This is a genomic window from Pseudomonas sp. Mb7, from assembly GCF_054790525.1.
The window spans coordinates 2,416,720-2,429,637 of record NZ_CP186501.1; the positions used below are offsets into that span (position 1 = coordinate 2,416,720).

Annotated in this window: 11 protein-coding genes; 6 read left to right on the forward strand and 5 right to left on the reverse strand. The window is 60.5% G+C overall.

Translation table 11 applies throughout. The features are described 5' to 3' along the window. Positions 1-13: 13 nt before the first annotated feature. Both efeO and efeU read right to left on the reverse strand, forming a co-directional pair. Positions 14-1,213 (reverse strand): iron uptake system protein EfeO, encoded by a 1,200-nt coding sequence (gene efeO, locus ACOYXH_RS11075; protein WP_220556144.1) that lies wholly within the window; start codon positions 1,211-1,213, stop codon positions 14-16. Positions 1,214-1,221: 8 nt separating this feature from the next. Continuing rightward, positions 1,222-2,061 carry an iron uptake transporter permease EfeU gene (gene efeU / locus ACOYXH_RS11080; RefSeq protein ID WP_095048889.1) on the reverse strand — a complete coding sequence of 280 codons (840 nt, stop codon included), beginning with the start codon at positions 2,059-2,061 and terminating at the stop codon, positions 1,222-1,224. 300 nt (positions 2,062-2,361) lie between these two features. Between efeU and ACOYXH_RS11085 the strand changes: the two genes are divergently transcribed. The 6 genes from ACOYXH_RS11085 (at position 2,362) to ACOYXH_RS11110 (ending at position 9,353) form a co-directional block, all read left to right on the forward strand. Further along, positions 2,362-3,378, forward strand: coding sequence for an AraC family transcriptional regulator (locus tag ACOYXH_RS11085; protein WP_095048890.1), 1,017 nt, complete (start codon positions 2,362-2,364; stop codon positions 3,376-3,378). A gap of 267 nt (positions 3,379-3,645) precedes the next feature. Further along, complete coding sequence (locus tag ACOYXH_RS11090; protein WP_095048891.1) at positions 3,646-5,310, forward strand: AMP-binding protein; 1,665 nt, start codon at positions 3,646-3,648, stop codon at positions 5,308-5,310. A gap of 16 nt (positions 5,311-5,326) precedes the next feature. Continuing rightward, positions 5,327-6,088 carry an SDR family NAD(P)-dependent oxidoreductase gene (locus ACOYXH_RS11095; protein WP_095126290.1) on the forward strand — a complete coding sequence of 254 codons (762 nt, stop codon included), beginning with the start codon at positions 5,327-5,329 and terminating at the stop codon, positions 6,086-6,088. Between the two features lie 12 nt (positions 6,089-6,100). After that, complete coding sequence (locus ACOYXH_RS11100; RefSeq protein ID WP_320414456.1) at positions 6,101-7,294, forward strand: acetyl-CoA C-acyltransferase; 1,194 nt, start codon at positions 6,101-6,103, stop codon at positions 7,292-7,294. 142 nt (positions 7,295-7,436) lie between these two features. Then, a complete protein-coding gene (locus ACOYXH_RS11105; RefSeq protein WP_460410682.1) occupies positions 7,437-8,564 on the forward strand; it encodes an acyl-CoA dehydrogenase in 1,128 nt (375 codons plus the stop codon). A gap of 15 nt (positions 8,565-8,579) precedes the next feature. Beyond that, positions 8,580-9,353: an enoyl-CoA hydratase gene (locus ACOYXH_RS11110; protein WP_460064520.1), complete on the forward strand. Its 774-nt coding sequence runs from the start codon at positions 8,580-8,582 to the stop codon at positions 9,351-9,353. Positions 9,354-9,563: 210 nt separating this feature from the next. Here ACOYXH_RS11110 and ACOYXH_RS11115 read toward each other — a convergent pair whose 3' ends face one another. The 3 genes from ACOYXH_RS11115 to ACOYXH_RS11125 form a co-directional block, all read right to left on the reverse strand. Next, the gene (locus ACOYXH_RS11115; protein ID WP_095048896.1) at positions 9,564-10,715 is read right to left on the reverse strand and encodes an acyl-CoA dehydrogenase family protein; all 1,152 of its coding nucleotides are present in this window, start codon (positions 10,713-10,715) and stop codon (positions 9,564-9,566) included. Between the two features lie 3 nt (positions 10,716-10,718). Further along, complete coding sequence (locus tag ACOYXH_RS11120) at positions 10,719-11,825, reverse strand: enoyl-CoA hydratase/isomerase family protein (RefSeq protein WP_449122794.1); 1,107 nt, start codon at positions 11,823-11,825, stop codon at positions 10,719-10,721. Between the two features lie 252 nt (positions 11,826-12,077). After that, positions 12,078-12,764: an HPP family protein gene (locus ACOYXH_RS11125; protein WP_258709854.1), complete on the reverse strand. Its 687-nt coding sequence runs from the start codon at positions 12,762-12,764 to the stop codon at positions 12,078-12,080. Positions 12,765-12,918: the final 154 nt, after the last annotated feature.

Sequence of the window (12,918 nt, forward strand, 5' to 3'; positions counted from 1 at the left end):
AAGGGTCTTCTGCTTACAGGCCGGAGAGGCCGAGGGCGGGATCGATGCCATCCAGAGCGTCGGCCAGAGCCTGGGCCTTGTCGGCAATCTGCTTGCGTTGTTCGCCGCTGATGGCGTCGTAACTGGCGTAGCCGTCCTTGATCTTGTAGTTGTCGAGTTCGCTGTCGAAGTCTGCCAGTGCCTGGTCGATTTTCGGCAACAGCTCGGCCGCCGACTTGGTCAACATTGGCCGCAACAGATCGACGACTTTATGTGCGGTTTGCGCGTTGGCAGCGAAACCGTTGAGGTCGCTGTGGCTGTAGCGTTCTTCTTCACCGCTGGCAGCACGGACGTCGGCCAAGGTGTTGAGGTTGCGCACGATGATGCTGACCAGTTGCTCCGGTGGCAGGCTCTGCGCGAGCAATTGCTGTTTGAGCGTGGTGACATCGCTGAGCAGGCGCTGGGCAACGGGCGTCAGTTGGTCGAGATTGCGTTGCTCGAACAGTGCGTATTCGATGCGGTGGAAACCGACGAAGGCCGGATCCTGTTCGCGCTTTTCGAAATAATCGGCGCGGGCGTTGATGCTGTTGTCCAGTTCCGCCAGGCGTTGCGCGGCAGGGGCCAGACGCTGATAAGCCGCGCGGGCCGGTAAGTACAGCGCTTGAGCCTGACTCAAGTCGCCGCTTTCAATCGCTTGATCGAGCGCGGTCACGGCTTTGATCAATGCGTTGCTCTGGCTGGCCAGGTATACGCGAAATTCCGACAGCGGCCCGACGAAGGCGACCATCGATGGCTTGGCTTTGGCCGCAGCATCAGAGGCGGCAGTTGGCGTCACGTGCAGGGTGCCGCGCGGGTTGCTCAGCAGGCCGCAGGTGATCGCGTAATCGCCCGGTTGCAGGTTGGCGTTGATCACTTGGCTGAGGCCTGGCGCAATGTTTTCCCGCTCCTCGACGACGAGCACGCCGTCGAGGATTTCCCATTCCACCGCGCGGTCGGAGCGGTTGACGATGCGGAAACTGGCGCGGCCGGCCGGCACCGTCAGCGCGTTGGGTTCACAACTGCCCGGATGAATGTTCACCACCACTTCATCGTGGTTGTGCTGACGCTTGGCCGCAGCCATTTTCGAGGCGTAATAAAACAGACCACCGGCGGCGATCATCACCACCACCGAACCGGCCACCGCCCAACGCAAGGCGCGAGGAGGGGAGGCCTGAGGAGTATTAGGCTTTGACATGAATGCCCTTATTGGCTGGAAACGGAAGACGATTGCGCGGAAGGCTTGGGCGCGGGGAGAAAGAACATCACCAGTGCCACCAGCAGATAAAGCAGATAGGCACCGAGGGTGCTGACGGTCGGCGCATCCTGATAACCGAACATACCGGCCAGCACCGAGCCCAACGGGCCATCCATCGGCAGCGTCGCGCTGAAGTCGAAGAGTACGGTTTGCAGGTGATTCCACAGCCCGGCTTCATGCAGGGCTTGCACCGAGTTGGCGAGAATCCCGGCGGCCACCACCAGAATGAACAGGCCGGTCCACTTGAAGAACGCTGAAAGATTGAGGCGCATGCTGCCGCTGTAGATCAGGAAACCGACGATGATCGCCAGAATCAGCCCGAGCAGGGCACCGATGGGCGCGCCGGGGCCTTCGCTTTGCTGGAATACCGCGAGCAGGAAGAACACCGTTTCCAGGCCTTCGCGAGCGACCGCGAAGAACACCATGGCGATCAGTGCGATCACTTGGTGTTTCGAGGACGTTAGCGCCTCGTCCAGCGAAGCTTGCAGCGAATGTTTGATCGAACGCGCCACTTTGCGCATCCAGAACACCATCGAACTGAGAATACCCACGGCCACCAGCCCGACGATGCCTTCGAACAGTTCCTGCTGCTTTTGCGGGAATTCAGCGCTGACCAATTCAAGACCACCGCCCACCAGCAGGGCGAGGGCAGCGGCGAGAAATACGCCGATCCACACGGCAGGCATCCATTGACCACGGCCAGTCTGTTGCAGGTAGCTGGCGATAATGCCAACGATCAGCGCGGCTTCAATGCCTTCGCGCAGCATGATCAGGAAGGGAACAAGCATTCGGTATCCAACAAGTCATTCGAAGAGGTTACAAGTTGTAACATAATGAAAGTCATTCTCACATGACATTGATTGACATAAACCTGAACACAAGCTGAACAAAGTAAAGAACAACCATTCTCATGCGGGTGACACCGGAACCCTGTAGGAGCTGCCGAAGGCTGCGATCTTTTGATTTATAGAATCAAGATCAAAAGATCGTCCGATCGCGGCCCGAACCTTCGGCAGCTCCTACATGGGTATTTGTGTTAGCTGCGGTAATATGCCTGCCACCCAAAACAACAAGGTTCACCGCGCTCCATGTCGGAAAAAGACACCATCGCCGTGCAACTGGTGCGTGAAGCGCTGCTGCAAAGTTGTGCCCCGGGCGCAGCCACCGAAGAGGTGTTGAACAAGGTCGGGATTGCTCCGGCGTTGCTGCAAACCGAACACGGCCGGGTGCCCGCCTCGCAGTACGCCAGACTCTGGCGCTTGTTGGCCCGACGCGGGGATGACGAGTTCTTTGGCATGGACCCGCGCAAGCTCAAGTCTGGCAGCCTCGAATTCCTCTGCCGCAGCACCATGGCGCAATCGACGCTGGCGGCGGGTTTGAATACGGGCCTGAGCTTTCTGTCACTGATGCTCGAACGCCTGCCCGCACAACTGGTGCACCAGCAAAGTCTGGCGGAAATCGTTTTGCTCGAGGACGATCCCGAGCCACGCCGCGCTTTCACCTATTTCACCTACTGGATGATCGTCCACGGCGTGGCCTGTTGGCTGGCGGGGCGGCGGATTCCGATTCTGGCGATCGAACTGCGCTGTGCGGCGCCGGAGTTCACCGATGACTATCGAGTGATGTTCTCGGAAAACCTGCGTTTCGAGCGTCCACGCACACGGATGATCTTCTCTGCCGATTGTCTCGATCTACCGATCAAGCGCACCGCCGAAGAACTGAAACGCTTTCTCGCCCACGCCCCGGCCAACATCCTGGTCAAGTACCGCGACCCGGAGAGCCTAGCCAGTCGGATCAAGCACGATCTGCGGGAGTTGCCGGCCGAGCAGTGGCCGGAAACCGAGGCCCTGGCCCAACAGTTGTGCATGTCGGCTTCGACACTGCGCCGGCGTTTGGCCGAGGAAGGGCAGACCTACCAAGGGCTCAAGGACAGTGTGCGCAAAGAGCTGGCGATTATCTGGCTGGCGGAGCCGTCGATCAGTTTTGTCGAGATTGCCAGCCGCTTGGGATTTGCCGATGCGAGTTCGTTCTACAAGGCGTTTCGCAAATGGTCGGGGTCGAATCCGGGCCACTATCGCCAACTGATCCTGAATGAGGTTGTCTGACCCAACACATTCCGCCGCTTGATCGTTCCCACGCTCCGCGTGGGAATGCCTCAAGGGACGCTCCGCGTTCCAGCTCTGGAGCGGACGCAGAGCGTCCGAGGCTGCATTCCCACGCAGAGCGTGGGAACGATCAGTGTGGTAGCGGTCTTGGCCAAACCAGTCAGCCACATTGATGGCTTTGACCATTGCCGCCGCCGCCCCACAGCGCGACTATCCCCCTGTTGTTTACGCTTCCCAGCCTAATAAAAAAACAGAGGGATTCTGGCAATGCGCGATTACTTGTCTGCCACTGAACAGTTCAACTATCAGCACACCGTGGATGCCGCGCTCAGCGGTACGCTGGCGGCGCTCAACGCCTGCGTCGAATGTTGCGACCGTCATGCCTTGCCCGGGCGCATTGCGCTGTTCTGGGAAGGCCGCGACGGCGCGAGTGCGACGTACACCTTCAGCGAGCTCCAGGACAAAGCCGCGCGTTTCGCCAACTTCCTCCTCGCCCAAGGCGTGCAGAAGGGTGACAAGGTCGCCGGCCTGCTGCCGCGCAACATCGAATTGCTCATCACCGTGCTCGCCACCTGGCGCATCGGCGCGGTGTATCAACCACTGTTCACCGCCTTCGGCCCCAAGGCCCTCGAACATCGCCTGAACAGCTCCGGCGCCAAAGTTGTGATCACCGATGCGGTCAACCGGCCGAAACTCGCCGAAGTCGCTGACTGCCCGACCCTCGTTACCGTTGGCGGCGCGAAAGGCCAGGGCATCGTCCGTGGCGACTTCAGCTTCTGGGCCGAACTGGCCAATTATTCCAACGTCTGCGAACCGGTATTGCTGACTGGCGAAGATCCGTTTCTGTTGATGTTCACGTCCGGCACCACCGGCCCTTCGAAAGCGCTGTCGGTACCGCTCAAAGCCATCGTCGCGTTCCAGAGTTACACCCGCGATGCCGTAGACCTGCGTCCCGAAGACGCCTTCTGGAACGTCGCCGATCCGGGTTGGGCCTACGGCATCTACTTCGGCGTCACCGGGCCGTTGTCGATGGGCCATCCAATCACTTTCTACGATGGGCCGTTCACCCTCGAAAGCACCTGCCGGGTGATCAACAAATACGGCATCACCAACCTCACCGGTTCGCCCACCGCTTATCGCTTGCTGATTGCCGGTGGCGACGAATTCGCCAAGTCGATCAAGGGCAAGTTGCGCATCGTCAGCAGCGCCGGCGAGCCGCTGAACCCGGAAGTCATCCGCTGGTTCGCCGACAACCTCGGCGTGGTCATCCACGACCATTACGGCCAGACCGAACTGGGCATGGTCCTGTGCAATCACCATGGCCTTGATCACGCGGTGCACGTTGGTGCCGCCGGTTTCGCCTCGCCGGGCCATCGCATCGTGGTGCTTGACGATCAGTACAACGAACTCGGCGTCGGCCAGCCGGGCATTCTCGCCATCGACCGTGCGCAATCGCCGATGTGCTGGTTCGGCGGTTACGAAGGCGCGCCGACCAAGGCGTTCGTCGGCGATTACTACCTCAGCGGCGACACCGTCGAGTGGAACCCGGACGGCAGCATTAGTTTTGTCGGCCGCAGCGATGACGTGATCACCACATCGGGCTACCGCGTAGGCCCGTTCGATGTCGAAAGTGCGCTGATTGAGCACCCGGCGGTGGTCGAAGCAGCGGTCGTCGGCAAACCTGATCCGGAGCGCACCGAACTGGTCAAAGCCTTCGTCGTGCTGAGCGCGCAATACCGTGCCGCGCCCGAGCTGGCCGAAGAACTGCGCCAACACGTGCGCAAGCGTCTGGCCGCGCACTCATACCCACGTGAAATCGAATTTGTCAGCGAATTGCCCAAGACCCCGAGTGGCAAATTGCAGCGCTTTATCTTGCGCAACCAGGAAATCGCCAAGGCTCAAGAGGCCGCGGCGCATAACGTTTCAGCTTGAATCAGGAAATACAGTCATGCAGATCGAGAACAAGGTTTTTATCGTCACCGGCGGCGCCTCTGGCCTGGGTGCTGCCACCGCTGAATTGCTGGTCAGTGCCGGCGCCAAAGTGATGCTGGTGGACATGAATGCCGAAGCTGTCGCCGCACAGGCTCAGCGTTTGGGCGCGCAAAGCGTGGTTGCCGATATCAGCAACGAAGCCGCCGCTGAAGCTGCCGTGCAGGCCACCGTTAAAGCCTTTGGCAGCCTAAACGGTCTGGTCAACTGTGCCGGTATCGTCCGTGGCGAGAAGATCCTCGGCAAGAACGGCCCGCATGCACTGAGCAGTTTCGCCCAAGTGATCAACGTCAACCTGATCGGCAGCTTCAATATGCTGCGCCTGGCCGCTGCGGCCATCGCCGAAGCCGAGGCCAATGCCGACGGCGAACGCGGGGTGATCATCAACACCGCCTCGGTCGCAGCGTTTGACGGCCAGATCGGCCAAGCGGCGTATTCCGCTTCGAAAGGCGCGATCGCCAGCCTGACCCTGCCGGCCGCCCGTGAACTGGCACGCTTCGGCATCCGCGTGATGACCATCGCACCGGGCATTTTCGAAACGCCGATGATGGCCGGCATGACCCCGGAAGTCCGCGATTCGCTGGCCGCCGGCGTACCGTTCCCGCCGCGTCTGGGCAAGCCTGCCGAGTACGCCGCGCTGGTTCGGCATATCATCGAAAACAGCATGCTCAACGGCGAGGTGATCCGTCTCGACGGTGCCTTGCGCATGGCCGCCAAGTAAGGAGGATTTGTCATGACTATTTCCAACGATCCGATTGTCATCGTCAGCGCTGTGCGCACGCCGATGGGCGGTTTTCAGGGCGAACTGAAAAGCCTCACCGCGCCGCAACTCGGTGCTGCTGCGATCAAGGCTGCGGTTGAACGTGCCGGTGTTGCTAGTGACACGGTTGATGAAGTGCTGTTCGGTTGCGTACTGCCTGCGGGTCTCGGCCAGGCACCTGCACGTCAAGCGGCACTGGGCGCCGGGCTGGATAAATCGACCCGTTGCACCACGGTCAACAAGATGTGCGGTTCGGGCATGGAAACTACCATTCTCGCTCACGACATGCTGGTGGCTGGCAGTGCTGATGTGGTGATCGCCGGTGGCATGGAAAGCATGTCCAACTCGCCGTATCTGCTGGATCGTGCCCGCGCCGGTTATCGCATGGGTCATGGCCGCGTGCTCGACTCGATGTTCCTCGACGGCCTCGAAGACGCCTACGACAAGGGCCGCTTGATGGGCACCTTCGCCGAAGACTGCGCCGAGACCAACCACTTCAGCCGTGAAGCGCAGGACGCGTTTGCCATCGCCTCGACCACCCGCGCACAGCAGGCGATCAAGGATGGCAGCTTCAAGGATGAAATCGTTCCGCTGACCGTGACCGCCGGCAAAGAGCAGGTGCTGATCAGCCACGATGAGCAGCCACCGAAAGCCAAACTGGACAAGATCGCCTCGCTGAAACCGGCGTTCCGCGAAGGCGGCACGGTGACGGCGGCGAACTCCAGTTCGATCTCTGACGGCGCGGCGGCTCTGGTGCTGATGCGTCAGTCGCAGGCACAGAAACTCGGGCTGAAACCGCTGGCGGTGATTCATGGTCATGCCGCGTTTGCTGATACCCCGGGCCTGTTCCCGGTGGCACCGATTGGTGCAATCAAGAAACTGATCAAGAAAACCGGTTGGTCGTTGGGTGATGTCGATCTGTTTGAGGTCAACGAGGCGTTTGCCGTGGTTGGCATGGCGGCGATGACGCACCTGGAAATCCCCCATGACAAGCTGAATGTGCATGGTGGCGCCTGTGCGCTGGGCCATCCGATCGGCGCGTCGGGGGCGCGGATTCTGGTGACGTTGCTCTCGGCCTTGCGCCAGCGCAACCTCAAACGCGGTGTGGCAGCCATCTGCATCGGCGGCGGCGAAGCGACGGCCATGGCCGTGGAATGCGTTTACTAACGTTGACACTGGACCCTGTGGGAGCGGGCTTGCCCGCGATGGCGGTGGGTCAGACAGCCAATATGTTCAGTGACACGGCCCCATCGCTGGCAAGCCAGCTCCCACAGGGTTCGGTGTTGTCACCCGGATTTAAGGATTCACCATGATTCCCAACGAAGACCAAACCCAGATCCGCGACATGGCCCGGCAGTTTGCCGAGGAACGCCTGAAACCGTTCGCCGCCGAGTGGGATCGCGAGCACCGTTTCCCCAAGGAAGCCATCGGCCAGATGGCTGAGCTGGGCTTTTTCGGCATGCTCGTGCCGGAGCAGTGGGGCGGCTGCGACACTGGTTATCTGGCCTACGCCATGGCCCTGGAAGAAATCGCCGCTGGCGACGGCGCCTGCTCGACGATCATGAGCGTGCACAACTCGGTCGGCTGCGTGCCGATCCTCAAGTTCGGCAACGACGATCAGCGTGAACGCTTTCTCAAACCGCTGGCCAGCGGCTCCATGCTCGGCGCTTTTGCATTGACCGAACCGCAGGCCGGTTCCGATGCCAGCAGCCTGAAAACCCGCGCACGGCTGGACGGCGATCACTACGTGCTGAACGGCTGCAAACAGTTCATCACCTCCGGGCAAAACGCCGGGATCGTGATTGTGTTTGCGGTGACCGATCCGAGTGCCGGCAAACGCGGTATCAGCGCGTTTATCGTGCCGACCGATTCACCGGGCTATAAAGTCGCTCGCGTCGAAGACAAGCTCGGCCAACACGCTTCCGACACCTGCCAGATCCTCTTCGAAGACGTCAAAGTACCGGTAGCCAATCGCTTGGGCGAAGAGGGCGAGGGCTACAAGATCGCCCTGGCCAACCTTGAAGGCGGTCGCGTCGGCATCGCTTCGCAAGCGGTGGGCATGGCCCGCGCGGCGTTTGAAGCAGCACGTGATTACGCCCGTGAACGCGACACCTTCGGCAAGCCGATCATCGAACATCAGGCCGTAGCTTTCCGCCTCGCCGACATGGCCACGCAGATCGCCGTCGCCCGGCAGATGGTGCATTACGCGGCGGCCCTGCGTGACAGTGGGCAACCGGCACTGGTGGAGGCGTCGATGGCCAAACTGTTCGCCTCGGAGATGGCCGAGAAGGTCTGCTCGATGGCGTTGCAAACCCTCGGTGGTTACGGTTACCTCAACGACTTCCCGCTGGAACGTATCTACCGCGACGTACGCGTCTGCCAGATCTACGAAGGCACCAGCGATATTCAGCGCATGGTTATTTCGCGCAATCTTTGACAAGGAATTTTAATCATGACTTACCAAACCATTCTGCTCGAAACCCACGGCCGCGTTGGCCTGATCACCCTCAACCGCCCGCAGGCGCTGAACGCGCTGAATGCGCAACTGGTCAGCGAAGTGAACCAGGCCCTTGATGCGCTGGAAGCAGATGCGAACATCGGTTGTATCGTCATCACCGGTTCGAAAAAGGCTTTTGCCGCGGGTGCCGATATAAAGGAAATGGCCGAACTGACTTACCCGCAGATCTACATGGACGATCTGTTCAGCGACAGTGACCGCGTGGCCAACCGGCGTAAGCCGATCATTGCCGCGGTCAACGGTTTTGCCCTCGGCGGTGGTTGTGAGCTGGCGTTGATGTGCGACTTCATTCTGGCAGGCGACAACGCCAAATTCGGTCAACCGGAAATCAACCTTGGCGTGTTGCCGGGCATGGGCGGCACTCAGCGCCTGACCCGCGCAGTAGGTAAGGCGAAAGCCATGGAAATGTGCCTGAGCGGACGTTTGATCGATGCAGTGGAGGCCGAGCGTTGCGGCATTGTTGCGCGGATCGTGCCGAGCGATGAACTGCTCGACGAAGCGCTGAAGGTTGCTGCGGTGATTGCCAGCAAATCGCTGCCGATTGCGATGATGATCAAGGAAAGTGTGAATCGTGCCTTTGAAGTGAACCTGACTGAGGGCGTGCGCTTCGAGCGTCGGGTGTTCCATGCGGCGTTTGCCACGCAGGATCAGAAGGAAGGGATGGCGGCGTTTATTGCCAAGCGTGAGGCTGAGTTCAAGGGCAAGTAACGCGTCTAGAGCGAAAAGCCCCTCACCCTAACCCTCTCCCGGAGGGAGAGGGGACTGATTGGGGGATGCTTGGGAGGTACGCCGACCTGAAAGTGCTTTATTGAATCCGTAATCGACCCGGTCTTTCAGGTCGACGTATAACGCCAGACACCTCGGTCGGCTCCCTCTCCCTCTGGGAGAGGGCTGGGGTGAGGGAAGGGGCCAACACCATCACAACTGATAGTTCTTCAACTCCCGCGCAATCACCATCCGCTGAATCTCGCTCGAGCCTTCATAGATCTGGGTAATCCGCGCATCACGGTAATACTTCTCGACCGGATAATCCTCCAGATACCCATACCCGCCATGAATCTGAATCGCTGACGAACAGACCTTCTCGGCCATTTCCGACGCAAACAGTTTGGCCTGTGACGCCTCCGACAAACACGGTTTGCCCGCCGTGCGCAGTCGCGCCGCATGCAGGATCATCAGGCGCGCCGCGTTGATTTGCATGTGCATGTCGGCCAACAGATTGGCGATGCTCTGGTGCTCGTTGATCGGTTTGCCGAACTGGATGCGATCGCGCGAATACACCAGCGCCGCTTCAAACGCGGCACGGGCGATGCCCAATGCTTGCGCGGCGATGCCGATGCGTCCTCCTTCAAGGTTGGACAGGGCGATCGCCAGGCCTTTACCGCGTTCACCGAGCAGATTGGCCTCGGGAATGCTGCAGTCGTTCAGCGTCACCGCGCAGGTGTCGGAGGCGCGGATGCCCATCTTGTGTTCGGTGCGATCGACGATGAAGCCCGGGGTATCGGTCGGCACCAGAAACGCCGAAATGCCTTTCTTGCCCAGATCCGGATCGGTCACGGCAAAGACGATCGCCAGTTTCGCCCGTTTGCCGTTGCTGACAAATTGCTTGGCGCCGTTGATCACCCACTGGCCGTCACGCAGCTCGGCGCGGGTGCGCAGGTTGTGCGCCTCGGAACCGGCCTGCGGTTCGGTCAGGCAGAAGCAGCCGATGGTTTGCCCACTGGCCAGATCCGCCAGCCAGGTCTGTTTTTGCGCTTCGCTGCCGTAATTGAGCACCGGACCGCAGCCGACCGAGTTATGGATACTCATGAAGGCGCCGGTTGCGCCATCACCGGCAGAGATCTCTTCCACGGCCAAGGCATAGGCGACGTAATCGACGTAGGTGCCGCCCCATTCCTCGGGTACCACCATGCCGAGCAAACCGAGTTCGCCCATCTTCGCGACGAGCGCGTCATCGATCCAGCCAGCCTTTTCCCACGCCTGCGCATGGGGCGCGATTTCGCCACGGGCAAAGTCCCGGGCCATGTCGCGGATCATCACTTGTTCTTCAGTCAGTTCGAGATCGTGCATGGCTCAGCTCCCGCTCTCAGCAAACCCGTGGAAGAAACTCGCGACATGCTCTGCGTCCAGCGCAGCGAGGGTCGGCGGGTTCCAGCGAGGTGTCTTGTCTTTATCGATCAGCAGGGCGCGGACGCCTTCGATCAGGTCGCCGCGGGCGAACCACTGGCGATCCAGATGCAGTTCCAGCGCGAAGCACTGTTCCAGGCTCAAGTGGCGGCCGCGACGCAGCATCTCCAGGGTCACCGCCATGGCCAACGGCGAGCGGGTTTCCAGCAGGTCAGCCGTTGTGGTCGCCCATTCGTGGCTGTTGGCAACCGTCACTGCGCGTAACTGCTCGACCATGCTCGGTACGTCCGGCAGGGCGAAGAAATGGTCGATGGCCGGCCGCAAAGCCTCAAGTGGCGCATCGGGCAAGGTTTGCACGGCGTGTTTGGCGAGCAGGTTTTGCAGGGCCTTGAGCGGCGTGTCCTGCCATTCCATCTGATCGAGTCTTTCGTCGAGCAGCGCCAGTTTGCTGCTGTCCAGATACCAGTCGGCCAAGCCGCAATACAGCGCGTCGGCGGCACGGATCTGCACGCCGCTGACCCCCAGATAGATGCCCAGCTCACCGGGAATGCGCGGCAGGAAATAACTGCCACCGACATCGGGGAAATAACCGATGGCCACTTCTGGCATCGCCAGACGGCTCTTCTCGGTGACCACGCGCAGATCGGCGCCTTGCACCAGGCCCATGCCGCCGCCGAGGACAAAACCGTCCATCAGCGCCAATACCGGTTTGCGGTAGTGATGAATCGTCAGGTCGAGGGCGTATTCCTCGACGAAGAAATCTTCGTGCAGCGTATCGCCGCTTTTGAAACTGTCGTACAGGGAACGAATGTCGCCACCGGCACAGAAGGCTTTTTCACCGGCACCGCGCAGGACCACGGCGTGAACATCGATGTCAGTCGCCCAGGCGTCGAGCTGCTGCTGCAGCAAGCGCACCATGTCGAGGGTAATGGCATTGAGACCGGCGGGGCGGTTGAGGGTCAGGTGACCGATATGATTGCGAACCTCGGCCAGCACTTCGTTTTGCGTGGCATCCAAGGACGGGGTCCGCGGGGATGAAGCCTGAGCTGTCATCAGTAACTCCCTGCTTTTATTGTCTTTATTCGAGAAGCTCGCGCGCGAGCGTTACCGGATCGTAACAGTGCAAATTTGCCCTGTACAACCGGGATATTCGCAGGGGGAGTTTGCGTTTTTACATCACCCGAAATCACCGGGTTCCTATGTAGGAGCTGCCGAAGGCTCGGGCTGCGATCTGTTGACCTTTAAAACACAAGATCAAAAGATCGTCCGATCGCGGCCCGAGCCTTCGGCAGCTCCTACACGGGGTCAGCGGAATGTTTCGGTAATGCTGCGGCGCTTGGCGTGCAGTTCGCTGGAGTGAATCAGTTGCTCGAGATCTTCAGGGGTGACGTCGATAAACGCTTCCATCTCGGCCAAGGCAAGTTTCAGGTCTTCGGCGGTGATCGCCTGACTGTCTACCGGCCCAAGCAACGGCGCCGGTTCTGCCGGGCGTTTCGGGTAGCGGATGCGGGTCAGGTTGTTGTAGGCGAGCGCACTGAGCAGCATGCACGCGGCGCCGAGCATCACCGGTTCCATGGCTTTCCAGTCCATGGCGATTGTCGCCGGATCGGCCAGCACCAGCGTCAGCGCCAACGCGCCAGCGGGCGGATGCAGGCAGCGCAGCCAGCACATCAGGATCAGCGCCACACCCGCCGCCAGACAGGCGCTGCCAAGGGTTCGGCCAAGCACATGCGCCACCAGCAACGCGACCACGCCAGCACATAAATAGCCGCCGAGAATCGACCACGGCTGGGCGAGGGCGCCGGAGGACACGGCGAACAGCAACACCGCCGACGCGCCCAGCGGGCCGATCAGGTGGTAGGCCACTTCATGGCCGAACACCTGCGCGCACAGCCACACACTGAACAATGTGCCCAGCGCCATGCCGATGGCGGCGCGGCTCCATTCGGTCGGGCGGGTATTGATGGCGGCGGGCAACCAGCGAGCGAGCATGTGAATCCAATCCTTGCAGCAAATTCGAGGCAAAAAAAAGGACTTGTCCGGCATATCCGGAAAGCCCTCGAAGTGTTCCAACATTGGGGGAGGAACGCGCACAGTGTGCCGGGCAAACTCGATGCTGACAAATTCATATTAATGAAGATTTAGT

Bases quoted from the DNA above. Each gene is read 5' to 3' on its own strand.
- efeO (WP_220556144.1), bottom strand. From the start codon at position 1,213: ATGTCAAAGCCTAATACTCCTCAGGCCTCCCCTCCTCGCGCCTTGCGT.
- efeU (WP_095048889.1), bottom strand. From the start codon at position 2,061: ATGCTTGTTCCCTTCCTGATCATGCTGCGCGAAGGCATTGAAGCCGCG.
- ACOYXH_RS11085 (WP_095048890.1), top strand. From the start codon at position 2,362: ATGTCGGAAAAAGACACCATCGCCGTGCAACTGGTGCGTGAAGCGCTG.
- ACOYXH_RS11090 (WP_095048891.1), top strand. From the start codon at position 3,646: ATGCGCGATTACTTGTCTGCCACTGAACAGTTCAACTATCAGCACACC.
- ACOYXH_RS11095 (WP_095126290.1), top strand. From the start codon at position 5,327: ATGCAGATCGAGAACAAGGTTTTTATCGTCACCGGCGGCGCCTCTGGC.
- ACOYXH_RS11100 (WP_320414456.1), top strand. From the start codon at position 6,101: ATGACTATTTCCAACGATCCGATTGTCATCGTCAGCGCTGTGCGCACG.
- ACOYXH_RS11105 (WP_460410682.1), top strand. From the start codon at position 7,437: ATGATTCCCAACGAAGACCAAACCCAGATCCGCGACATGGCCCGGCAG.
- ACOYXH_RS11110 (WP_460064520.1), top strand. From the start codon at position 8,580: ATGACTTACCAAACCATTCTGCTCGAAACCCACGGCCGCGTTGGCCTG.
- ACOYXH_RS11115 (WP_095048896.1), bottom strand. From the start codon at position 10,715: ATGCACGATCTCGAACTGACTGAAGAACAAGTGATGATCCGCGACATG.
- ACOYXH_RS11120 (WP_449122794.1), bottom strand. From the start codon at position 11,825: ATGACAGCTCAGGCTTCATCCCCGCGGACCCCGTCCTTGGATGCCACG.
- ACOYXH_RS11125 (WP_258709854.1), bottom strand. From the start codon at position 12,764: ATGCTCGCTCGCTGGTTGCCCGCCGCCATCAATACCCGCCCGACCGAA.